We start from the raw sequence: 22,701 nt of genomic DNA, 5'->3' as shown, positions 1-22,701 counted from the left end.
GCAAAAAAGGCCCGCGCCGGTTTCCCGGTGCGGGCCTTTCTCGTTCACAGCAGGATCAAATCCCGACCGCGTGACCGTCGGCCTGGCTGAGGGCCAGGTGGCGGCGGATATGGGCGATCAGCAGTTCGGTGCCGGTGGTGATGTCCATTTCGGACGTGTCCAGCACCAGTTCCGGGTTCACCGGGGTCTCAAACGGGGCCGAGACGCCGGTGAATTGCTGGATCTTACCGGCCTGGGCCGCCGCGTAGAGACCCTTGGGGTCGCGGGCGGCACAGGTGGCGACGTCCGCCTTCACCCAGACTTCATGGAACCCGTCACCGATGATGGAGCGGGCCAGATCGCGCAGTTCGGTGGTGGGGGAGATCAAGCTGACCAGCACCACGGTGCCCGTCTCCGCCATCAGCTTTGCCACCTCTGCCACGCGGCGGACATTTTCCAGCCGTTCGGCGGGCGTGAAGCCCAGGTCCTTGTTCAGACCCTTGCGCAGATTGTCGCCATCCAGCACGGTCACACGCCAGCCATCATCAAACAGACGGCGTTGCGTGCCCATGGAGAGTGTGGACTTGCCCGCACCCGACAGGCCGGTCAGCCAAACGACACCGCCGCGATGGCCGTTGCGCGCTTCAAACGCGTCACGGTCGACGGAGCTGTTGACGGCGGTGACGGGGCCGGCGACGGTGACGTTGGTCGCCGCCCCCAGCAGAATGCAGCCACCGACAATGCGGCCACCGCGCGCCAGACCGGCGCGGCCCGTGATGGGCAGGTCGGCGGCATGGTCAAACGCGATGGGGGCGGAAGAACGCAGCACGATCTCCGCGATGCCGCCCTGGCCCAGTTCGGAGCCTTCGCCATCGGTCAGGTGTTCGACATCCACCAGACGCTCGAACTTCTCCACCACCACCGGGTGTTCAGACGTGGTCAGGCGCAGGGTGATGCGGCTGCCCGCCGTCAGGCTTTCCGGGTCCAGCCAGAAGGCGCGGACGCGGATGGTGGTGGCGATGTGCGGCATGTGGCCGGCGGGCGCAATGACCTGCCCGCGGTTGAGCGCGGCGTCTTCGATGAAGGAGACGGCGACCGATTGCCCGGCCCGCGCCTCAGACACCGGACCCTTGCCGGCATCAATGCTGGCGACCGTGGCGGGCTGTCCGGTGGGCGCGATTTCGACCTTGTCGCCGACCTTCAGGCGGCCCGTCTCGATCCGGCCCACGGCCAGACGGGTGTCGCCCTTGCGGTACACATCCTGAATGGGGAAGCGCAGCAGCGCCTCGGTCCGGGCGGCGGTGGGGGTCAGGAGGTCGAGCGCTTCCAGCAGGGTGGGGCCACGATACCAGGCCATCTTGTCCGAGCGCGCGGCGATATTGTCGCCATGGCGGGCCGACAGCGGGATGACGTAAAGCGGCTCGATCCCCAGCTTTTGCAGATAGTCGCTGACATCGCCGGCCACACCCTTCCAGGCGTCTTCGGCGTGATCGACCAGATCCATCTTGTTGACGGCCACGATCACCTTGCGCACGCCCAGCAGCGACAGGAGATAGGCGTGGCGGCGCGTCTGTTCGGAGATGCCGCGTTCGGCATCGGTGACCAGAACGGCGGCATCGGCGGCGGCGGCTCCGGTGACCATGTTGCGCAGGAATTCACGGTGGCCCGGCGCATCGATGATGACATAGGGGCGCTTGGCCGTCTTGAACCAGATGCGCGTGGTGTCCAGCGTGATGCCCTGGTCCCGCTCGATCTGCAGCGCGTCCAGCAGGAACGACCATTCCATATGCAGGCCGCGCTGTTCGGAGACCTTCTTCAGCTCCGCCAGACGGCCTTCGGGCAGGCTGTCCGTGTCGTGCAGCAGGCGACCAATCAGGGTCGACTTGCCGTGATCGACATGGCCGACAATGACGATTGGATAGGGGGCCAGGGGGGCCTTTTTCGGGGACAGAGCCGGGGCCGGTTTGATATCAGCCCGCAATGCGGCGTTCGCCATGATCTTCTTTACCCGTATTCTTAGAGGTAACCAGTCGCACGCAGGCGCTCGAACGCATCTTCGGCCTCATGGTCCATGGACCGGCCGGCGCGTTCGGGCGTGCGCGTGGTTTCCAGTTCGTCGATGATCTCGTCGATGGTGCTGGCATTGCTGTCCACCGGGAAGGTGATGCCGATTTCGCCCAGCGAGCGGAAACGCTTGCCATCCTTGGCGAAATAGAGCGGCACCAGGGGGATTTCCTCCCGCTTGATGTAGCGCCAGACATCAACCTCGGTCCAGGCCAGCAGCGGATGCACGCGGGTATGGGTGCCGGGGTGGCGCTCAATCGTGTACTGGTCCCAGAATTCGGGCGGCTGGTGCGCTGCCTGCCAGGCACCATCCAGGCCACGCGGGCTGAAGATGCGTTCCTTGGCGCGGGTGGCCTGTTCATCGCGGCGGATACCGGTGATCAGCCCGTCGAACTGATACTTCTCCAGCGCGGCGGCCAGACCCAGTGACTTGCGGGCCGCGATGCGGGTGCCCGGCGGCAGGGTCGGGTCCGTCATCTCGATCGGCGGGCACTCATCCTTGATCAGGTTGAGGCCCCATTCTTCGGCATACCGGTTGCGGAACTCGTAGCTTTCCGGGAATTCCAGGCCGGTATCCAGATGCGCCACGGGGAACGGCAGTTCGCCCATGAACGCCTTGCGGCACAGCCAGATCAGGACGTTGCTGTCCTTGCCCAGTGACCAGAGCAGACCCAGACGCTTCAGGCGCACGCGCGCCTCGCGCAGGATATAGATGCTCTGGGCTTCCAACTGGTCGAGATGGTCGAGATGTTGATCGGTGCTGCTCATCAGGAGGCTCCCACCAGATTTGTTGCGGACGAAAGCGGCAGGTGGATCCCGCATTCCGTCTTTTCCTGACCGCGCCAGCGGCCTGCTCTAATGTCTTCGCCCGGTGCGACACGGTCAGTGCACGGCATACAGCCCACGGAGAGGTAACCATCCTCTTCCAGCGGGTGACGCGGCAAACCGTGTCGGTCGAGATAGGATTCCACGTCGGCACGGGTATAGCCGGCCAGCGGGTTGATCTTGATCTTGCCCTCAGCCGCTTCGAACAAGGGCAGTTCGATGCGGGTCGTGGCCTGATAACGCTTGCGCCCCGTGATCCAGGCGCCAAACGGCGCCAGACCGGCATCCAGCACCTGCACCTTGCGGAAATCACAGCAGGCCGTGTTGCTGGTGCGCCAGAGCAGGCCGTCCTTGTCGTTGGCCTCCTCCGCCTCGGTGGTGGGCGACAGCTCACGCAGGCCGGTCAGGCCCAGTATTTCGACAAGCTTGCGCTTGTAGCGCAGCGTCTCGCCAAACAGCTTGCGCGTGTTCACGAACAGCACGGGCAGGTCGCGGTCAATCTGTGCCACCATATGCAGCAGCACCGCACTTTCCGTGCCAAAGGAGGAAACCAGCGCCAGTTGACCCTTGAACTCCGTCTCAATCAGGGGCTGAAGAAGCTCCACCCCTTCCAGATGACCGTAACGGGCATTCAGGTCGCGGGCGCGGGCCTGAAGGTCGGTGATCATGCCGGGACCGTGCCTTTCAGGTGCCGGCGCAGCAGGGAGACGCCTTCCTCCCGGCCAAGCGCCGGCTGGAACGCCACCGAGATTTCTTTCAGCGCATGTGCCCAGGCGGGGCCGACACGGTCGGCAGGCACCACCACCGTATCCACGCCCACGCGGGTCAGGAACAGGTACTGGTCGGGGATGATATGGCCGAAGGCCCTGATCTCGCCCTTATAGTCGAACCGTTCCCGCAACTCGCGCGCCGCAGAGAAGGCGCGGCCATCGCGGAATTTCGGGAATTCCAGGGCCACCAGCGACAGGGAACCCAGATCATCCGCGATCTCGGTAGCCAGCTGATTGGATTTCAGCCGCACGCCGACGGCATCGCGCCGGGCGGTCAGTGCGTCGCGTTCGTTGCGCCAGCGTTCCAGGGAGACGATGACCGCCCCCTCGGCGGGGATGTCCTGGTCATCGGCAAGGTCGGTCCAGCGGTCGTCGATGGGCAGACCACGATCAAGCACGGGCATAGAGAGCCTCCTTGAACGGGGCGTGGCCGGTACGGGCCAGCGTCTGAATGAAAATCTCGCCGGGCTGGCGCAGCTTCACGAAAGTGTTCACCACCGTCTCGACCGCATCGATGATGCCGTCATAGTCGAAGCCAGGACCGACGATCTCGCCGAGCGCCGCATTGGTGCCGGCATCGCCGCCCAGCAGGATCTGGAAGAACTCCTCGCCCTTCTTGTCCACGCCCAGAATGCCGATATGGCCGACATGGTGATGGCCGCAGGCATTGATACAGCCGCTGATCTTGATCTTCAGCTCACCCAGATCATGCTGTCGGTCCAGATCGGCGAACCGTTCGGCGATACGCTGTGCCACCGGGATGGCGCGGGTATTGGCCAGTGCGCAGTAATCCAGGCCGGGGCAGGCGATGATGTCGCTGATCAGGCCGGCATTGGCGGTGCCGAGGCCGGCGGCATCCAGCGCCTTCCACAGGGCGTAAAGATCATCCTGACGGACATGGGCCAGAACAAGGTTCTGTTCATGGGTCACGCGGACTTCGCCAAAGCTGTAGAGGTCGGCCAGATCGGCGACGGTTTCCAGCTGGTCGGCCTCGGCATCGCCGGGAATGCCGCCGATGGGCTTCAGGCTGATGGTGGCGATGGTGTAACCGCGCGTCTTGTGTTCCGTCAGGTTGGTGCGGGTCCAGCGGGCAAAGGCCGGGTCGGCGGCCTTTGCGGCCTCGAAGCTGTCGGAGATGGCGGGCAGGTCGACCCAGGGCGGGGGTGCGAAATGGGTCTGGATCGCATCTACGATGGCGGGATCGACATGGAATTTCTGCCGCGGCAGGCGGGCATATTCCTCTTCGATCAGGCCGATGAACTTGTCAGCCCCCATCTCGTTCACGGTGATCTTGATGCGCGCCTTATAGATATTGTCGCGCCGTCCCAGCTGATTATAGACGCGCAGGATGGCTTCGAGATAACCGATGATCTCTTCCACGGGCACGAAGTCGCGCGCCTTGACGGCCAGATAGGGGGTGCGGCCCTGGCCACCGCCGACATAGACGGTGAAGCCGACGCGGCCCGTCGTTTCGTCCTTTTTGGCGATCAGGCCGATATCATGCACCTGGACAGCGGCGCGGTCGTTCGGGCTGCCCGTGATGGCAATCTTGAACTTGCGCGGCAGATAGGTGAATTCCGGGTGCATGGTGGACCATTGCCGCAGGATCTCCGCATAGACGCGGGGATCCACCAGCTCGTCCGCCGCGGCACCGCAGAACTGATCCGTGGTCACGTTGCGGATGCAGTTGCCGCTGGTCTGGATGGCATGCATGTCCACTTCAGCCAGTTCGCGCAGGATGGTGGGCACATCCTCCAGCTTGGGCCAGTTGAACTGAATGTTCTGGCGCGTCGTGAAATGGCCGTAGCCCTTGTCATAGACGCGCGCGATGCGGGCCAGACGCCGGACCTGGGTGGAAGACAGCATGCCGTAGGGCACGGCCACGCGCAGCATATAGGCGTGAAGCTGCAGGTAGAGGCCGTTCATCAGCCGGATGGGCTTGAACTCTTCTTCCGTGATCTCACCCTTCAGGCGGCGTTCGACCTGGGCGCGGAACTGCTCCACCCGCTCGAAGATGAAGGTCTTGTCGAACTCGTCATAGCGATAGACGGCGGCGTGGGCGTCGGCCGGCTGATTGCTGCGGAGGGCGGGGCTGTGCGTATCAGGCATGGGGGTTTGGCCTGTCTTCTCTGTCATTCGAATGGGGTCAGGCGGCGGGCTGGCGGGCCTGCTTGCCCAGGTCGCGGCGCACGGTGGGGCCGATGCCCTTCAAACGCTCACGCAGGTGGGTGGGGCGGGTGCCGGCCTCGGTCATCTCCACATCCAGCGGATAGACATCGACCACGATCTGGCGCTTTTCCTCTGCCTTGGCGAAGGCAAGCGCCTCGGCAATGGCGTCGGCCCCGTCGAACACGGCCGCAAGGGCCACATCCTCAACCCAAATGTTGCCGGCGCCCAGCCATACGGCCTCCCCGTCCAGAAGACGGCTGGCGGCGACGGATTGCTCGGTTCCCTTGGCTTTGACCAACATCTCTACGGTCTTCCCTGTCTCAAACGGCTTCGCGCAGGTGATCGGGCACCAGCGTGGTGATAAGGGCGGGGTCGGCCAGACGGACGACATCGCCGATGATGATGATCGCCGGCCCCACCAGCCCATGCGCCGCCGCCAGCGATGCCAGATTGGCAAGGGTGCCTGTGATCAGCTTCTGATCCGGTCGCGTGCCCTTTTCGATCAGGGCAGCGGGTGTGTCGGCCGGCATCCCGGCCTCCGTCAGGCGGCGGGCGATGGTTTCCGCCGCTGACAGACCCATATAGACCACCAGCGTATGGCGCAGGCGGGCCAAAGCCTGCCAGTCCAGGTCCGGTTCCCCATCCTTGCCATGGCCCGTCACGAAGGTGACGCCGGCGGCATGGTCGCGGTGGGTGACGGGGATGGCCGTGGAAGCACCGCAGCCGAGCGCCGCCGTGATGCCGGGAACGATTTCGACGGGGATGTTGGCGGCGCGCAGGGCCTGCATTTCTTCGCCACCACGTCCGAACAGGAACGGGTCGCCACCCTTCAAGCGGACCACGCGGTGGCCGGCCTTGGCCTCTGCCACCAGCAACTGGTTGATGGCTTCCTGGCTCATCGTGTGATGCGACTTGGACTTGCCGACATAGATGCGGCGGGCGTCGCGGCGGACATAGTCCATGATCCGCTCGTCCACCAGCTTGTCATGCACGACCAGATCGGCATCCTGCAGCACCCGCAGGGCGCGCAGGGTCAAAAGGTCCGGGTCGCCGGGGCCGGCGCCGACCAGGGCGACGGTGCCGGTCCTGGCCTGTCCGTAATCGGGGTTGTTGACGGCGGCCAGCAGCGCTTCACGGGCGGCCTGTTCGCGGCCTGCCAGGAAGTCGCGTGCCACGGGGCCGTCGATCACCGCCTCCCAGAAGCGGCGGCGGTTGGTTTCGCCCTCGCGTGTGGCCTTCACGGCGGTGCGGAAACTGTCCAGCAGGGTCGTCAGCCGGCCCAGGCCGGGTTCCAGCGCTGCCTCCAGCCGCTCGCGCAGGCGGCGGACCAGCACGGGGCTTGCGCCACCGGAGGATATGGCGATGGTGATCGGTTCCCGGTCGATGATGGCCGGCATGATGAAGCTGGACAGTGCCGGCTTGTCGGGCACGTTGACCAGGATGCCGGCCTTGTTCGCGGCATCGGCCACGGCGCGGTCGATCTCTTCCACGTCGGTGGCGGCGAAAATGATCCGGTGATCTTCCACATCATTTGGTGTGAAATCCCGCAGGATCAGATTATCGGCCAGTTTGGCGAGGTCGGGATGGATTTCTGTGGCGATGACGGTCAGGCGGCAACCGGCCTTGGCCACCAGCCGCGCCTTGCGCAGAGCCAGTTCGCCGCCGCCCACCACCAGAACCTTCTGCCCTTCCAAAGGCAATGACACCGGAAATCCACGCAAAGCCATCGCTCAGCTCCACACCTACCGCACCTGCGGAATGAGGGAGATTTGATCCCGTTTTTACGGCGTGTCGAGGTGAAATATTATTTCTCCAATATTCCTAGGTTAAATATAGGGATTAAATCTATGGGAAAATTTTGATATTTATCAATGACATGGGTGGATAGGTAAAGTAGGTGTTAAAGGCACTTATCGGGGGTGTACACGGCAGCCATGCGCCGATAGAGCGCTTGGGTGTGAAATACCCGGTTGAACGCACAGCCTATGTACATTAGCTGTCGTGGCAATGCGGAATCATGGCCGGGACTCTGCTGCCGGTCGCCTGTGACGAAGGAAGTTGGATATGAGCGCGTTCATCGAAAGCAAGGTGCTGTCCGTCCATCATTGGACCGACACGCTGTTCAGCTTCACCTGCGAACGCGAGCCCGCCTTCCGCTTCGAAAACGGCCACTTTGTCATGATCGGCCTGACGGTGGATGGCAAGCCGCTGACCCGCGCCTATTCCATCGTCTCGCCCAATTATGCCGAACATCTGGAATTCCTGTCGATCAAGGTGCCGAACGGTCCCCTGACCAGCCGGTTGCAGCATATCCAGGTGGGCGACACGGTGATCCATGGCCGCAAGTCGGTGGGCACGCTGGTGACCAGCTCCCTGGTCCCGGCCAAGAACCTGTACATGTTCTCCACCGGCACGGGCCTGGCCCCGTTCATGAGCATCATCCGGGACCCTGAGGTCTATGCCAAATATGACCGCCTGATCCTGACCCATACCTGCCGCACCGTGGGTGAACTGGCCTATCATGACTACATCACCAACGACCTGCCCAATGACGAGTTCCTGGGCGAGGATGTGGCCGCCAAGCTGACCTATTACCCGACCGTGACGCGCGAGCCGTTCCGCAACCAGGGCCGTATCACCGACCTGATCCGGAACCACAAGCTGTTTGAGGATATCAAGGCCGCCCCGCTGGACCCGGCCAACGACGTTGCCATGATCTGCGGCGGGCCGGACGTTCTGGCCGAGACGGTGGAACTGCTGAAGGAACGCGGCTTCACGGAAGGGGCCGGGCACACGCCGGGCAATTACGTGATTGAAAAGGCGTTTGTGGAGAAGTGAGGAAGACCGGGGCGCCCAAGGGTGCCCCGGTTTGGTTTTGGGGTAATCCCCCTCAAATATCCGCGCCGGCGTTCATATAGTCGGCAAAGACATGGTCCATGACGCGGGCGGGGTTGGAGCAGCCGGCTTCGCCCACGATCTTGGCGGGTACGCCCGCCACGGTCACGGCGCGCGGCACGTCGCGCAGGACAACGGAGCCGGCGGCGACGCGGGCGCAGTCGCCGACATGGATATTGCCCAGCACCTTGGCATTGGCACCCAGCAGCACGCCCGACCCGATCTTGGGATGGCGGTCGCCATCCTCCTTGCCATTGCCGCCCAGGTTGACCCCGTGCAGCATGGAGACATTGTCGCCCACGACCGCCGTTTCGCCCACCACCACGCCGGTGGCATGGTCGATCATGACGCCGCGCCCGAACCGGGCATTGGGGTGGATATCGACGCCGAAGATCACCGATGAACGGCTTTGCAGATAGAGCGCCATGTCGCGCCGGCCCAGATGCCAGAGCCGGTGGGCCATGCGGTGGGTTTCCAGGGCCTGGAAGCCCTTGAAATACAGAACCGGCTCAATATGCCGGTGGCAGGCGGGGTCGCGGTCCAGCACGGCGGCGACATCGGCGCGGAAATCCTGGCCCATCTCCGGCTCGGCGTTCAGAGCATCGGTGAAGGCCTGCACCAGCAGCTCGCCCTGCACATCCTGATGCGCCAGACGAGTGGCGATACGGTGGATGATGGCCATTTCCAGCGACGGCTGGTTCAGGATGGCGCCATAGAACAGGGCGGCCAGCAACGGTTCGTCGGCCACGGCCTGCGCCGCCTCATTCCGCAGGGCGGCCCAGATCGGGTCCAGATTGGCAAGCGTCTGGGAAACAGGGGCGACACGCGCGGACATGGGCTGCCTCGAAACAAAGGGCAAATCTTAACGGCTATTTGATCATAGCACGGGGGCGTGGCAAGGGAGATTGTGGGGCGTTTGCGGCATGGGTGGTACGCTGGCCTGCGCGTGGCGGCGGTCGACAGGGGCGGCGTTGCCGTGCATCATCCTGTTTTCCAAAAGAAATTCCGGGGGGCGTGATGGGGGATGAGGTGATGCGGTCCAGCGACGGCTGTCCCATCGAACCGGCGGTGCGGACCATCGCCATGCCGGCCGATACCAACCCAGCGGGCGATATCTTCGGCGGCTGGTTGATGGCCCAGATGGACCTGGCCGCCGGCAATGCCGCCGCAAGGCGGGCACGCGGGCGCTGCGCCACCGTCGCCGTCGATGGCATGGTCTTTCACCGGCCCGTGTCGGTGGGGGACGAGGTCAGCCTTTACGCCATCATCGAGCATATTGGCCGCACGTCGATGAAAATCCATGTCGAGGCCTGGCGCCGGTCGCGGTTTGACGAGGCCCGGTTCAAGGTGACGGAGGCCCTGTTCACCTTTGTCGCCATCGACGAGAATGGGCGCCCGCGCGCCATCCCACCCGCCGATACCCAGGAGTAGGAACCATGACCCTACCGACCAGCAGCCCCATTGACCTGATCATCGTTCCCAAAAGCCATGATGTGGGCGGGTTCGAGGTGCGCCGCGCCCTGCCCAGCGCCAAGCGCCGCATGGTCGGCCCCTTCATCTTCTGGGATCAGATGGGGCCGGGATACTTCCCCGCCGGTACCGGCCTGGATGTCCGCCCGCACCCGCATATCGGCCTGTCCACCGTCACCTATCTGACGGAGGGCGAGATCATGCATCGCGACAGCGTGGGCAGCGTGCAGGCCATCCGGCCCGGCGCCATCAACTGGATGACGGCCGGCAAGGGCATCGTGCATTCCGAACGCACTGAGGCGGGGCTGCGGGCCAATGGCAACCATCTCGCCGGTATCCAGAGCTGGATCGCCCTGCCGCAGCGGTTTGAGGAGATTGAGCCGGGGTTCAGCCATTATCCAGCCGACAGCCTGCCCATCATCAGCGACCATGGCGTCTGGATGCGCCTGATCGCGGGCGAGCTGTTCGGGGAGGCATCGCCCGTCCGTACCCTTTCCGAGACCATCTATATGGAGATGCTGCTGGATGCCGGGGCCAAAGTGGAAATCCCGGCCAGCCATCCCGAACGCGCCCTTTATCTGTTCGACGGGCGGATCAATATTGCCGGCGATGTGTTCACGGCAGAGGGTGGGCAGGGGCAGTTGCTGGTCCTGCGTGAGGGCGACGCCCTGACGGTCCATGCCGAGTGCAATACGCGCCTGCTGCTGCTGGGTGGGGAGCCGATGGACGGCCCGCGCTATATCTATTGGAACTTCGTCTCTTCCTCTAAGGAACGGATCGAGGATGCGAAATCCGACTGGCGGAATGGCAAGTTCCCGATGGTTCCCGGCGAGACAGAGTTCATTCCGCTTCCGGAATGATAATTGATACGGGTTCGAAATGATTGAAGCGTTGCGTGTCCTGGGCAAGGCATCCTCCATCAATGTCCGCAAGGTTCTGTGGACCTGTCGGGAGGTTGGGCGGGATTTCGTGCGCGAAGATTGGGGCAGCGGCTTCCAGCCCGTGGATACCGACGATTTCCGCGCCATGAACCCCAATGCGCAGGTGCCGGTGGTGCAGGTCGCCGACGGCTATCTGTGGGAGAGCAACAGCATCTGCCGCTGGCTGGCAGCCGACGCGGGCAGGGCGGATCTGCTGCCCGTGGAGCCGCTGGCGCGAGCGCGGGTGGAAATGTGGATGGACTGGCAGGCCACGGAACTGAACCAAGCCTGGCGTTATGCCTTCATGGCGCTGGTCCGCAAGAGCCCGGCCTTTGCCGATCCCGATGCCATTGCGGCGGGTGTGGCCGGATGGAACCGGCAGATGGGGATATTGGAAGGGCAGTTGGCGAAGACCGGCGCCTATGTGGCGGGACTGGGCTTCACGCTGGCCGATATCGTCCTGGGCCTGTCCACCAACCGCTGGAAGATGACGCCGATCGAGCGGCCGCATCTGCCGGCGGTGGAGGATTGGTGGGCGCGGCTGCGTGAACGGCCTGGATTCCGGGAGTTTGGGGAGAATGGGGTGGCGTGAGGGGTCTTATTCCCGATGCCAGTCCCGGTCCAGGCGCCGTGACGCCAGGAAGAACAGGATGGCGGCCAGGGCGTAGAAGCTGAGGCAGTAGAGGATGGAGTAGCGCAGGCTTTCATCCCCGTATCCGGCGCGCAGAATGTCCGACAGCTTGCCCAGGAACCAGGTGCCGAAGCCGATCCCGATCAGATTATTGATGAACAGGAAGATAGCAGACGCCGTGGCGCGCATGTTGGCGGGCACCAGATGCTGCACCGCCGACAAGGTGGGGCCTAGCCACATCAGGGCCAGCGCCTGCGGCACCACGAACAGGAAGAACATCAGGACGGGCGAGCCGGTATTCACGGCCCCGAAGAAGAAGGGCAGGGAGATCAGGAAGGCCGTGGCCGGGACGCGCGCATAGTTCGCCTTGTTGCCTGCCCCCAGCCGGTCGCCAAGCGACCCACCCAGCCAGACCCCGATCAGCCCGCCGATGAAGACGATGGCCGAGAAGAACAGGCTGCGGTCGACCAGCGACATGTCGTGGCTGCGCTGGAAGAAGGAGGGCAGCCAGAAGGCCAGCCCATAGCCCATGACGGAGGAGAAAGACGCGCCGAAGGCCAGCAGCCAGAAAGAAAGCTTGCCCGACAGGGTGGAGAGAACAGCCTTCAGGCTGGCGGGTTGCGGCTTGGCCTGCGCCGCGTCAAGGCCGCCGCGCGCCGGTTCCTTCACCGTAAGCTTCAGCAGCGGGGCCAGGGCCAGACCGGTGAGGCCGCAGATGATGAAGGCCCAGCGCCAGCCGATTTGATGCGCGATCAAGCCGCCGAACAGGATGCCCAGCGACATGCCGATGGGGATGCCGAAACTATAGGCCGCCAGCGCACGGGCCCGTTCCTTGGGCGGGAAGTAATCGGCGATCAGCGAATAGGCAGGCGCCACGCCCCCCGCCTCTCCCACGCCGACGCCAAGCCGGCAGAGGAACAACTGCCAGAAGCTGGTGGCGGCACCGCACAGGGCGGTAAAACCGCTCCACACCGCCAGCGAGACGGTGATGATCCAGGTCCGGCTGAACCGGTCGGCCAGCATGGCAATGGGCACGCCCATGGCGGTGTAGAACAGCGCAAAGGCCCAGCCGCCCAGCCATCCCAGATCGCTGTCGGTCAGGTTCAGTTCGGCTTTGATCGACGGCGCCAGGATGCCCAGGATCTGCCGGTCGATGAAATTGAAGATATAGACCAGGATCAGGACGACCAGCACATAGGTGCGATAGGCATTGCCGCCTTGGCGGCCCACGGTCGCGTCGCTGTTCATCACGATCCCTTATGAAAGTCTTGGGAAAGAAGGGCCGTGTCCCCCGGGGGAGACGCGGCGCCAGGCAGGGAGATAGTCACATGAATGCCGTTCCAAGGCGAGAGGGGTGGCGCCGGGGCACCACCCCAACATCGCTTAGAACCGGTACTCCACCGTGGCGGTCACGGTGCGGGGCGCGCCGTAATAGCCGATGATGCTGTCGCCGAACAGGGCACCGGGGAAGTTGTAGCCGCCGACGCGGTACTTCTTGTTGCCCAGGTTTTTGCCATGCAGGCCGACCGACCAATTGTCGCTGGCGGCGGTCCAGACGGCGGACAGGTCGTAGAGCGTGTAGCCATCCTGATCCAGGAGCGGGTTCGGGAATTCGAACAGCGAGAAGGCGCTGCGGTGGGCGGCATTGCCGGTCAGGGTCAAGGTGCCAGCGTCGCCCATGTCATGAGCATAGGTCAGGCCGAAATTCGCCGTCCATTTCGGCGTGTTCTGGAACACGGCGGTGTTGGCGATATTGTCGTAAACCTTGCTGGTCAGGTTGTAGCGCAGGAACTTGTTGAATTCCGCGTCGATGTAACCGATGGCGAAATTGGCCGTCAGTTCATCGGTGATGGCCAGCAGGCCTTCGGCTTCCAGGCCCTTGATGGTAGAGGAGCCGACATTGTCCACGAAGCTGACCACGGTGGTGCCCGACGGGACCTGGGTCGTCACCTGCTGGCCCTTATAGTCGGAATAGAAGGCGGCCAGGTTCAAGGTGGCGCGGCCGTCCCAGAAGCGGGACTTGGACCCGACCTCGTACGTGTCCACCAGTTCGGGATCGTAGCCATTGGCCGTGTCCGGCGTGGAGATCACGTCACCGCGCATGTCGAACCCGCCCGACTTGAAGCCCCGGCCATAGGAGGCATAGAGCGTGAAGTCGCGGGTCGGTTCATAGGTCAGGCTGACGCGGGGCGTGAATTCGTCAAAGGTGCGCTGGTTGGTGTAGTTGGAGCGGATCAAGGTCGGGTTGCGCGCCGCCCCGCCGAACAGCGGGCTGGTCAGGCCGGCATAGTTCACGCGGTAGACGGTGCCCGTCTTCTTGTCCGAGGTGTAGCGCGCGCCGACCGAGGCCTTGACCTGATCGGTCAGCTCATAGGTGAAGTCGGCAAAGGCCGCATAGGACTTGGTATCGACCGAGCCGGAGGTCAGCGTGGTCAGGTTAGCCAGCGCCAGGATCGTGTCGAACGCACCCTCGGCATGGGCATCCATGTAATAAAGGCCGGCGACGCCCTTCAAGCGGTCGCCTTCATACACCAGCTGCAATTCCTCGCTGAACTGGTCATCCTCGTAATAGGCGGGGATGTCGAGGATCTTGGCGGGCAGATTGTCGAAGTCGATGACGGTGTCGGAGCGGCCATCGCGATAGGCGGTGATGGACTTCACCGTCACGCTGTCATTGACGTTGTACTCGATGGTGCCGGACACGCCCTGGTTCTTCACCTTCTGCTTTCCGGTCAGGCCGGCGCGCGTGTCATAGACACTGTCCAGGACCGGGACGGTCGGGGTGGCGAACAGGCGGTAGCCATGGCGGGGATTGCTGTCATCCACCGTCTTGTCGGCGGCAACGCGGATGAACAGATCCTCGTTCGGCTTGAATTCCACCGACAGGCGGCCAGCGGACACGTCCTTGTTGTAATGTTCCTGACCCGTGGTCAGGTTCTTGCCGAAGCCGTCGCGGCGGTACAGGGCCACGGCACCCGAGACGCCGACCGTTTCGGTAACCGGGGCGGAACCGGACAGGATCAGGTCGGTCTGCTTATAGGAGCCGACCTGGACCTTGGCCTTCATGTGCGGTTCGTCGTCGATCTTCTTGGTCACATATTTGACGGCACCGCCAATGGTGTTGCGGCCATAGAGCGTACCCTGCGGACCGCGCAGAACCTCGATCCGTTCGATGTCGAAAATGTCGAGCACGGCACCCTGCGGGCGGGCCACATAGACATCGTCGACATAAAGGCCCACGCCGGGTTCAAAGCCCCAGAGCGGGTCCTGCTGACCCACGCCGCGGATGAAGGCGATCAGGGTGGAGTTGGAACCGCGCGCCACCTGCATGGTCAGGTTCGGCGTGGTCTTGGTCAGCGCGGTGATGTCCTGCGTGCCGGCATTTTCCAACTGCTCGGCGGTGAAGGCCGAGATCGAGACGGGCACGTCCTGCAGGCTTTCCGCGCGGCGCCGCGCCGTCACGACGATCTCACCCAGGATGCTTTCGCTGGCGGTTTCCTGGGCCGGGGCCTGCTGTGCCAGGGCGGGCAGGGAAGCCAGGCTGGTCAGGGCCGTGCCGGCGCAAAGCAGGGCGGTGATGGAGGATTTACCGAACGACGTCTTCATGGTTCTCCCTTTCATTCTCATTGAGCGCCGGCGGGTTCATCCCGCCCGGCGCCGGTTGCATTCGCACCACCCGGCGGGGGCAGGGTGGCGGCGAAACGGGTCAGCGTGCTGTTGAACAGGTCGGGTTCTTCCAGATGCGGGGCATGGCCCGACCGGTCGAACCCGATGGTGATGGCATGGGCCAGCAGCGCTGCCAGCGCCTGGGCCGTATCCTGGGAATAAAGCCGCGACAATTTTCCGTGCGTCACCAGGACGGGCACGGAAATGCCGGGCAGCAGGGGGCGGAAATCCTGCGCCGTCAGCGAGGTCCAGAGCCGGGCCATCGCCACGGGGTCGCTGTCCGCCACCTCCGTCTCTGCCCAGCGGCGCAGGATGGCCTGTTCCACATCCAGACCTTCGGCGAAGATGCGGGCGGCAACACGTGGGCCGACGGCGGGCCAGTTGGCGACCATGGCGGCCTGGCTCTGCCGTGCCGATTTGGCTGCCGAACTGCCGCGCAGGCCTAAATCCCAGCCATCGCCATTGATGACGCGGGGCGCCATGTCGATGGAGATCATGCCGGCCACGCGCGACGACAGCCCGTCCAGCAGGGCGCGCCACAGCACCATGGCCCCCATCGACCAGCCCACGACCAGCAGGTCATTCAGGTCCAGATGGTTGGCCAGTTCCACGATATCGCGGGCCAGAAGATCAATGGAAAGATCACCATCTGCCGCCCGCGAGCGGCCATGGCCGCGCAGATCGATGCTGATGATGCGGAAGCTTTGCGACAGGCCTTCGACCTGCGGGCGGAAGAAACCGGCATGCGTGGCCCAGCCATGGACCAGCAACAGCGGCCGCCCGTGCCCCACATCATCATAGGCGATTTTCGCCTGATCGCTGGTGACCAGATACGGCATGCGCCGGTCTACCCCCTTGAAGCTTCCATCCCGTGCCGGTGTTCGTTATCCCGCCCTGGACCGATTGCGCTGGTCGTGGAAGGTTGGGGTTGATGGAGATCGATTGGTCGATCTTCCGTCCGGCTTGCCCCCATGCTTGCGGCAAATCGAAACCTGAGTCAATATTCAAGTTGCAGCCAGGGAGGAAATCATGGGCGGCGAAGAGACGGCAACGTCCAAGGCCCCGCGCACCGAAAGGGGCAAGCGGACATTGCGCAAGCTGCTGGACGCGGCGGCGGCGGAGTTCGGGGAGCGCGGGTATCACGAGGCGTCGATCAGCGGGATCACGCAGCGGGCAGGTGCCGCCTTGGGCACCTTCTACACTTACTTCGACAGCAAGGAGCAGGTGTTCCGCGCCCTGGTCGATGATATGGGCCATCTGACGCGCCAGCACATCGCCGAGCGGGTGCCGGGCAATGTCGACCGTCTGACGGCGGAACGGTTGGGTCTGGAGGCGTTCATCGAGTTCGTGCGCGAGCACAAGGACCTGTACCGCATCGTCATGGAGGCGCAGTTCGTCGCTGAGGATGCCTATCTGAATTATTACAAGGTCTTCGCTGCCGCCTATACCCGCAACCTGGCCCAGGCCGCCGAAAAGGGCGAGATCAGGCCGGGGCATGAGGAGGAGCGCGCCTGGGCCCTGATCGGGATGAGCGTGTTTCTGGGTATGCGTTACGCCGTGTGGAGCAGCGACAAGAGCGCCAAGGAAGTGGCCGATGCGGCGGCAGAACTGATCACCTTCGGCCTGTCGCCCCTGGCGCGCGGGGGAGGTGGGATGTGATCCCCTGCATCTTCGACATTACCGCCAAGCGGGCCGAACTGGCGGGCAGCGACATCGCCATGGAGGAGGTGGCGACGGGCCGCACCGTCACCTATGCGGGCCTGGATGAACGCGCGGCGCGGGCGGCGGGTCTGCTGCTGTCGCTGGGCGTGGCTGAGGGGGACCGCGTCGCCATCCTGTGCCGCAACCGCATCGAGTTCTTCGAGATGCTGTTCGCCTGCGCCAAGATGGGGGCCATTCTGGTGCCGCTGAACTGGCGCATGCCGGCGGCGGAAATCCGGCCCCTGCTGACCGACAGCGCCCCGCGCGTGCTGTTCTTTGGCGATGAGGATGCGGGCGTCGCGGCGGACCTGTCGGGCGATGTGCCCCTGCGGGTCGGGCTGGATGCCGATTATGCGCAGCGGCGGGACGCGACATCTGCCCATGCCGGGCGGCGGCTCTGGCCGGCGGATGGCATCTGGTACCTGCTGTACACGTCGGGTACGACGGGCACGCCCAAGGCCGTGATCTATACCTTCACCATGGCCATGGTGAACTATATCAACATCTCGCAGCCCATCGGCCTGACGGCGCGCGACACGACCTTGAATTTCCTGCCACTTTTCCATACGGCGGGCATCAATCTGCACACGCTGCCGACCCTGATCATCGGCGGGCGGGTGCTGATCATGCCGGGGTTCGATGTCGATGTGATGCTGGATCTGGTGGCGGCGGGGCGGGTGGATGCGATTTTCGGCGTGCCCGCCATCTATCAGATGCTGTCGCTGCATCCGCGCTTCGCGTCGGTGGATTTGACAAGGCTGCGGTCCTGGGGCTGCGGCGGGGCGCCGCTGTCGGACCAGCTGGTGCAGCGCTTCCTGGAACGCGGTGTGCGCGTGTGCAACGGTATGGGCATGACGGAGACGGGCCCCACCGCCTTCATCATGGACCCCAACCGGGTCGCCGAAAAAATCGGGTCGGTGGGCAAGCCGCAGGTCCTGTCCGGCGTACGCATCGTGGGGCCGGACGGGGTGGATGTGAAGCCGGGTGAGGCGGGGGAGCTGTGGTTCGGCGGGCCGGGCATTACGCCCGGATACTGGAACCGTCCGGAAGCGACGGCGGCGGCATTCTCCGCCGATGGCTGGCTGAAATCCGGCGATCTGGCCCGCTGTGACGCGGATGGGTTCTATTATGTCGTCGGGCGCATCAAGGAGATGTACATTTCCGGCGGGGAGAATGTCTATCCGGCGGAGGTGGAGAATGTGCTGTCGCAGCACCCTGCCATCCTAGAAGCCGCCGTGGTGGGTGTGCCGGACGAGAAATGGGGGGAGGTCGGGTGCGCCCATATCCTGCCCCGCCCTGGCCAGACGATGCCAGCGACGGATGAACTGACCCTTTTCTGCCGCGAAAGGCTGGCGCCCTTCAAGGTGCCGAAAAGCTTTGTCATGGTCACCGACTTCCCGCGCACGGCGGCGGGGAAGGTGCAGAAACATCGTCTCCAGCACTGATCGAGGCCCCATGCCCCCCACCCATATCAGTATCGATCGCAGCCTGACGCAGGCGGAGTTCGACCTGTTCGCTCGCCTGTCGGGTGATGACAATCCCATCCATGTCGATCCCGATTTCTCATCCCGCACACGGTTTGGGCGGACGGTGGCGCATGGGTTGTTCCTGTGTTCCATTCTGCGCGGGCTGGCGGGGCAGGTGCGGCCCGGAAGCCGGCAGGTTTCCAAGGATGTGCGCTTTCCGGCCCCGACCTATACGGGGGAAATGATGCGCTTTTCTGCCGAGCTGGTGGAGGAGGCCGATGGCGTCGCGCAGGTGGCCGTAAAGGCGGAGCGGGTGGCCGACGGCGTGGTGACCTGTGAAGGCATGTTTGAGATGGGAGCGGCGGCATGATCCGGCTGGGCGATGAGGCCGTGGTGAAGCGGACCTTCACGGCGCAGGATGTGGCCGATTACCGGGCGCTGGGCGGGGCGGAGATGCCAGAGGCGGAGGTGCCGGAACCGCTGGTGGGGGCCTTGTTCTCCTACCTGCTGGGCGTCAAGGTGCCGGGGCCGGGGACCAATTACCTGAAGCAGCAGACAAGGTTCCTGAAGCCGGTGCCGCTGGGCGGGGAGCTGACGGCGCGCGTGGCCGTGACGCGCATCCGGGCGGATAAGCATCTGGTCGATCTGGAGACGACCTGTCACGGGCCGGACGGGGTGCTGCTGGCCGAGGGGCGGGCGCTGGTCTATGTGGAGGATGTGGCGGATAAGGGGTGGTGAGAGGCGGAGTGCTTGCCCTCACCCTCCCAAGCCGTCCGGCTTGGGCCCCTCCCTCTCCCACGTTCGTGGGCGAGGGGCTTGAATTTCGCCCCTCGCCCGCTTGCGGGAGAGGGAGGGGCCCGCCCGCGTCAGCGGGTGGGAGGGTGAGGGTACCCCTGTCAATCCCGATACCCCGGAGACACCCGGTCCAGCTTGCGCAGCAATGCCGGCCAGATCAGGTGGTTGGCGGCAGGGGCCACGGCCATGCGGCCCAGCGCCATGTTCTTGTCGATCACGCCGGCGTCGGTGTCGTAAAGGACGCGCCCGGCCATGGACAGGGTGCGCACCTGCATGGTGCAGGCCCGCTCCAGGAAATACATGCGGGTGAACGCCTCTGCCACGGTTGCCCCCACCGTCAAGGTGCCGTGGTTGCGCAGCAGCATGGTGGATTTGGTCCCCAGATCGGCCTGCAAGCGCGGCTTTTCGGCATGGTCCAGAGCGACGCCTTCATAATCATGATAGGCAAGGTCGGCCAGGACCAGCTGTGCCGTTTGATTCAGGGGCAGCAGCCCCTCGGCCAGGGTGGCGACGGCGGTGCCGTCGGGCGTGTGCAGATGCATGACACAGCCGGCATCGTCCCGCACCTCATGCACCGCCGAATGGATGGTGAAGCCGGCGGGGTTCACAGGATAGGGGCTGTCATCCAGCTTGTTCCCGTGCATGTCGATGCGGACCAGGGAGGAGGCGGTGATCTCCTCAAACAGCATGCCATAGGGGTTGATCAGGAAGTGATGATCGGGTCCGGGCAGGCGGGCGGAGATATGGGTGAAGACCAGATCGTCCCAGCCGTAAAGTGCCGTCAGCCGGTAGGCCGCCGCCAGATCACGGCGGATCGCCGCCTCATCCTTAACCGCCGCACCGGCGCCGGCGGCCCCGGCAATCGCCATGCTCTGTGTCATCGCACTCCCCATTCAAACGCTTGTTTGGATGGAGTGTAGCGCGGTTTTGCCCGCCTGTCTTTACCCCAACACGCGGTACCAGGCCTTGAAGGCATTGGTGTAAAAGCCGGGATTGAACAAGGTCCAGGCGCCCAGGCTGGCCGGCAGGGTGAATGCCCTGGCGGCATCCTCCATGGCCATGCCGGCGGTATGGGCGCGCCGCGCCGCCGCCTCCACCGCGTCCAATACGCCCTTGTAACCCGACAGGTCGGCGGCATCGGACAGGGGGCCGTGGCCCGGCACGATGGTGGCGGTGCCGTCGGACAGCAGGGCCGTGACGGCGGTTGAGAGCTTCAGCGGATCGGCGTCGACATAATTGGGGAAAATGCCGTTCCACAGCAGGTCGCCACCGAAAATCACGCGCGGATCATCCAGTTCCACGGTCACGTCGCTGTCGGTATGGCCGGTGCGGGCGATCAGGCGCACGATGCGCCCGCCCAGGTCCAGCTTGGCCTCGCCCTCTGGCAGGATCGAGGTGGGCAGAAGGATGGGCGGGGCCTTGGGGAAGGGGTTGCCGTCGGTGGGTTTGGCCAGGGCGTTGCGTTCGGCGGAAAGCGCGCCGGTGCGCGCCGTCATCAGCAGTTCCGGTCCGTCGGCCCCCTGCCGGAACCCCGCCAGACCGCCGACATGGTCCAGATGGTAATGGGTGGCGACGACATGGGTGGGGCGGCGACCCGTCAGGGCCAGCGCCTGATCCGACAGCCATTGGCCGCCGGCGGGGGTGAAGAACCCCTCCACCACCAGCACGGCATCCCGGCCCGCGATGATGCCGCCATTGGACAGGGTGGTGCGGTCGCCGCGCCCGCCATCGGCCCCGAACGGCGTGCTGACCACGGCCCAGACGCCGTCGGCAATCTTCTCAATGCGCGCGAAGGGGGTGGTGGTGACGGGGTCGGCCAGGGTGCGGGCCTGTGCCTGACGTGCCTGTGTGGTGCCAGCGGCCAGCGCCACGGCAACCCAGGCACCGCATCCGAAAGCATGCCCGAAGAAACCCCGGCGGTTGCAGTCGCATGAGTTCATTTTTGTTCCCCACCCGTTTTTGTTTCCGGCATTGGACATGAGGCATGATGTGGGTGCAAGGCCGGAAACGGACAGGGGGCGGACGGGATTCACACCTTGATCGTCAGATCGATCTGGGCGCCGGCGTCCAGTTGATAGGGACCCCAGATGGTGCTGCTGCTGACGGTGCCGCTGCTGTCGGTGGCGTCCAGGCGGATCGACCACTGGCCGGGCGTCAGGGCAAAGCCGCCATCGGTGGGGAAACGGCCCTTTTCCTGAAGAAAAAAGGCGCGCCAGCCGGTGGGGTCGCGGCCCACGCTGGGGCCGGCCACGGTGCCCAATGAATGGCTGCTGCCCGTGCTGTCGATGCCGACGACGGTGACGCAGGCAATGTCGCAATTGGCCGATTTCGGCATGGGCACCACCGAGACAAAGGCATTGGTCGGCGGTGGCGCGTTGTCATCCTTCAGGTTCAGATTGCTGCGAACCCCCATGCGCTGCAGGATGCGGTTGATGCCGCCGCTGCCGCCGGCCAGGACCAGGGCCGTTACCAGCTTTGATACGATGCCGATGCCGTCCTGATCACCGCCATAGGCCTTGATCAGGGTGGCGACCACGTCCAGGCCGAATTCATGCACGATGCCGGCGGCGAACAGGAAGCTGACGATGGGCTTCACCGCCGACCGGTCAAAGGTCTCCCGGAACGGCTTCCAGTCGAAGATCAGGGCCAGGGCCTGTTCCAGGATCACCGCGATCATGGCCAGTTTGGTCAGGGCCGCAACGGAAGCGTCATAGATATTGCTGCCGCCCGCCATGGTGGCAATCTGCGGCATCGCTGCCGCTCCGGTGGCAGCCCCGCTGCCATCCACCTGGGCCATCGCCCCCGCCACGGGCAGCGCCAATGCCACGCCCACCACACACGCCCGCCACAGCCAGATCCGCGACATGACATCCCCCGCCGGTGTTAAGCCCTTATGGCTATAACTGATAACCGTAATGGGTGGATCGGGCAATGAGTGCGTACACGTGAAGGGTGTTGTGAGGCCTATGGCAGGCCGGTCAGGTCACGGCATCCTTGGCCTGGAACCGTTCGTCCCGCCAGACGCCGCGCGCCATGATATCGGCCAGGATGTCCACCGCGTCGGCCACGTCGGTGTAACGCAGGTAGAGCGGGGAGAAGCCAAAGCGCAGCGTGTCGGGGGCGCGGAAGTCACCGATGACGCCGGCCTCAATCAGGGCTTTCATAATCGGATAGCCCTGGGGATGTGCCAGCGCCACATGGCCGCCGCGAAGGCTGCCGTCGCGCGGGCTGTCCAGGCGGAACATGTCCGACCCCAGCTTTTCCTCCACCAGCGCGATGAACAGATCGCCCATGGTCCGCGCCTTGGCCCAGGCCAGATGCTTGTCGGCGCGCACGGCCAGATCGATGCC

The 22,701-nt window shown here is 64.6% G+C and carries 23 protein-coding genes; 8 read left to right on the top strand and 15 right to left on the bottom strand.

Annotated features, from left to right (window positions below; translation table 11 throughout):
- Positions 1–55: 55 nt before the first annotated feature.
- The 7 genes from cysC to cysG are packed head-to-tail and all read right to left on the bottom strand — an operon-like array spanning position 56 to position 7,534.
- Positions 56–1,975: an adenylyl-sulfate kinase gene (cysC, locus tag ACT6Q8_RS15680; protein WP_444732925.1), complete on the bottom strand. Its 1,920-nt coding sequence runs from the start codon at positions 1,973–1,975 to the stop codon at positions 56–58.
- A 20-nt stretch (positions 1,976–1,995) separates the two neighbouring features.
- Positions 1,996–2,811 carry a sulfate adenylyltransferase subunit CysD gene (cysD, locus tag ACT6Q8_RS15675; RefSeq protein WP_102115058.1) on the bottom strand — a complete coding sequence of 272 codons (816 nt, stop codon included), beginning with the start codon at positions 2,809–2,811 and terminating at the stop codon, positions 1,996–1,998.
- On the bottom strand, positions 2,811–3,536 hold the full coding sequence (locus tag ACT6Q8_RS15670; protein WP_444732924.1) for a phosphoadenylyl-sulfate reductase: 726 nt from the start codon (positions 3,534–3,536) through the stop codon (positions 2,811–2,813). Before ACT6Q8_RS15670 ends, cysD begins: the two co-directional genes overlap by 1 nt.
- Complete coding sequence (locus ACT6Q8_RS15665; RefSeq protein ID WP_444732923.1) at positions 3,533–4,042, bottom strand: DUF934 domain-containing protein; 510 nt, start codon at positions 4,040–4,042, stop codon at positions 3,533–3,535. The genes ACT6Q8_RS15670 and ACT6Q8_RS15665 overlap by 4 nt, the downstream gene beginning before the upstream one ends.
- On the bottom strand, positions 4,029–5,747 hold the full coding sequence (locus tag ACT6Q8_RS15660) for a nitrite/sulfite reductase (protein ID WP_444732922.1): 1,719 nt from the start codon (positions 5,745–5,747) through the stop codon (positions 4,029–4,031). Before ACT6Q8_RS15660 ends, ACT6Q8_RS15665 begins: the two co-directional genes overlap by 14 nt.
- 37 nt (positions 5,748–5,784) lie before the next feature.
- Positions 5,785–6,108, bottom strand: a complete 324-nt coding sequence (locus tag ACT6Q8_RS15655) for a DUF2849 domain-containing protein (protein WP_444732921.1) — start codon at positions 6,106–6,108, stop codon at positions 5,785–5,787.
- 19 nt (positions 6,109–6,127) lie between these two features.
- The gene (gene cysG, locus ACT6Q8_RS15650) at positions 6,128–7,534 is read right to left on the bottom strand and encodes a siroheme synthase CysG (protein ID WP_444732920.1); all 1,407 of its coding nucleotides are present in this window, start codon (positions 7,532–7,534) and stop codon (positions 6,128–6,130) included.
- A 337-nt stretch (positions 7,535–7,871) separates the two neighbouring features.
- Between cysG and ACT6Q8_RS15645 the strand changes: the two genes are divergently transcribed.
- Positions 7,872–8,645: a ferredoxin--NADP reductase gene (locus ACT6Q8_RS15645; protein ID WP_054168393.1), complete on the top strand. Its 774-nt coding sequence runs from the start codon at positions 7,872–7,874 to the stop codon at positions 8,643–8,645.
- Between the two features lie 52 nt (positions 8,646–8,697).
- Here the strand turns inward: ACT6Q8_RS15645 and cysE are convergent, their stop codons facing one another.
- Positions 8,698–9,537: a serine O-acetyltransferase gene (cysE, locus tag ACT6Q8_RS15640; protein WP_054168392.1), complete on the bottom strand. Its 840-nt coding sequence runs from the start codon at positions 9,535–9,537 to the stop codon at positions 8,698–8,700.
- Positions 9,538–9,734: 197 nt separating this feature from the next.
- Between cysE and ACT6Q8_RS15635 the strand changes: the two genes are divergently transcribed.
- The 3 genes from ACT6Q8_RS15635 to ACT6Q8_RS15625 are packed head-to-tail and all read left to right on the top strand — an operon-like array spanning position 9,735 to position 11,684.
- The gene (locus tag ACT6Q8_RS15635) at positions 9,735–10,133 is read left to right on the top strand and encodes an acyl-CoA thioesterase (protein WP_054168429.1); all 399 of its coding nucleotides are present in this window, start codon (positions 9,735–9,737) and stop codon (positions 10,131–10,133) included.
- Between the two features lie 5 nt (positions 10,134–10,138).
- Positions 10,139–11,032 (top strand): pirin family protein, encoded by an 894-nt coding sequence (locus ACT6Q8_RS15630; RefSeq protein WP_054168391.1) that lies wholly within the window; start codon positions 10,139–10,141, stop codon positions 11,030–11,032.
- A gap of 19 nt (positions 11,033–11,051) precedes the next feature.
- Positions 11,052–11,684, top strand: a complete 633-nt coding sequence (locus ACT6Q8_RS15625) for a glutathione S-transferase N-terminal domain-containing protein (protein WP_444732919.1) — start codon at positions 11,052–11,054, stop codon at positions 11,682–11,684.
- A gap of 6 nt (positions 11,685–11,690) precedes the next feature.
- On the opposite strand, the gene ACT6Q8_RS15620 is transcribed toward ACT6Q8_RS15625, so the two are convergent.
- The 3 genes from ACT6Q8_RS15620 to ACT6Q8_RS15610 form a co-directional block, all read right to left on the bottom strand.
- On the bottom strand, positions 11,691–12,971 hold the full coding sequence (locus tag ACT6Q8_RS15620; protein WP_054168389.1) for a spinster family MFS transporter: 1,281 nt from the start codon (positions 12,969–12,971) through the stop codon (positions 11,691–11,693).
- 135 nt (positions 12,972–13,106) lie between these two features.
- Positions 13,107–15,329, bottom strand: coding sequence for a TonB-dependent receptor (locus ACT6Q8_RS15615; protein WP_444732918.1), 2,223 nt, complete (start codon positions 15,327–15,329; stop codon positions 13,107–13,109).
- A gap of 17 nt (positions 15,330–15,346) precedes the next feature.
- Positions 15,347–16,228: an alpha/beta fold hydrolase gene (locus ACT6Q8_RS15610; RefSeq protein WP_054168387.1), complete on the bottom strand. Its 882-nt coding sequence runs from the start codon at positions 16,226–16,228 to the stop codon at positions 15,347–15,349.
- A 190-nt stretch (positions 16,229–16,418) separates the two neighbouring features.
- On the opposite strand from ACT6Q8_RS15610, the gene ACT6Q8_RS15605 reads away from it, so the two are divergent.
- Genes ACT6Q8_RS15605 through ACT6Q8_RS15590 form a run of 4 tightly spaced genes read left to right on the top strand, consistent with a single transcriptional unit; the run spans position 16,419 to position 19,294 of the window.
- Positions 16,419–17,048: a TetR/AcrR family transcriptional regulator gene (locus ACT6Q8_RS15605; RefSeq protein WP_054168386.1), complete on the top strand. Its 630-nt coding sequence runs from the start codon at positions 16,419–16,421 to the stop codon at positions 17,046–17,048.
- A complete protein-coding gene (locus ACT6Q8_RS15600) occupies positions 17,045–18,535 on the top strand; it encodes an acyl-CoA synthetase (RefSeq protein WP_156344629.1) in 1,491 nt (496 codons plus the stop codon). The genes ACT6Q8_RS15605 and ACT6Q8_RS15600 overlap by 4 nt, the downstream gene beginning before the upstream one ends.
- Before the next feature lie 10 nt (positions 18,536–18,545).
- Positions 18,546–18,926 (top strand): MaoC family dehydratase, encoded by a 381-nt coding sequence (locus tag ACT6Q8_RS15595; RefSeq protein WP_054168385.1) that lies wholly within the window; start codon positions 18,546–18,548, stop codon positions 18,924–18,926.
- Positions 18,923–19,294 carry a phosphate acetyltransferase gene (locus ACT6Q8_RS15590; RefSeq protein ID WP_054168384.1) on the top strand — a complete coding sequence of 124 codons (372 nt, stop codon included), beginning with the start codon at positions 18,923–18,925 and terminating at the stop codon, positions 19,292–19,294. Before ACT6Q8_RS15595 ends, ACT6Q8_RS15590 begins: the two co-directional genes overlap by 4 nt.
- A gap of 158 nt (positions 19,295–19,452) precedes the next feature.
- On the opposite strand, the gene ACT6Q8_RS15585 is transcribed toward ACT6Q8_RS15590, so the two are convergent.
- The 4 genes from ACT6Q8_RS15585 to ACT6Q8_RS15570 form a co-directional block, all read right to left on the bottom strand.
- Complete coding sequence (locus tag ACT6Q8_RS15585) at positions 19,453–20,232, bottom strand: class II aldolase/adducin family protein (protein ID WP_444732917.1); 780 nt, start codon at positions 20,230–20,232, stop codon at positions 19,453–19,455.
- 60 nt (positions 20,233–20,292) lie between these two features.
- A complete protein-coding gene (locus ACT6Q8_RS15580; RefSeq protein ID WP_444732916.1) occupies positions 20,293–21,291 on the bottom strand; it encodes an MBL fold metallo-hydrolase in 999 nt (332 codons plus the stop codon).
- An 89-nt stretch (positions 21,292–21,380) separates the two neighbouring features.
- Positions 21,381–22,217 carry a hypothetical protein gene (locus ACT6Q8_RS15575; protein WP_054169884.1) on the bottom strand — a complete coding sequence of 279 codons (837 nt, stop codon included), beginning with the start codon at positions 22,215–22,217 and terminating at the stop codon, positions 21,381–21,383.
- A gap of 112 nt (positions 22,218–22,329) precedes the next feature.
- A partial coding sequence (locus tag ACT6Q8_RS15570) for a kynureninase/PvdN C-terminal domain-containing protein (RefSeq protein WP_444739398.1) occupies positions 22,330–22,701 on the bottom strand: 372 nt, incomplete at its 5' end.

Source organism: Niveispirillum sp. (genome assembly GCF_052437035.1).
Taxonomy (GTDB): domain Bacteria; phylum Pseudomonadota; class Alphaproteobacteria; order Azospirillales; family Azospirillaceae; genus Niveispirillum.
The sequence above is the reverse complement of the archived record's forward strand: the minus strand, read 5'-3'. Positions and strand labels throughout refer to the sequence as shown.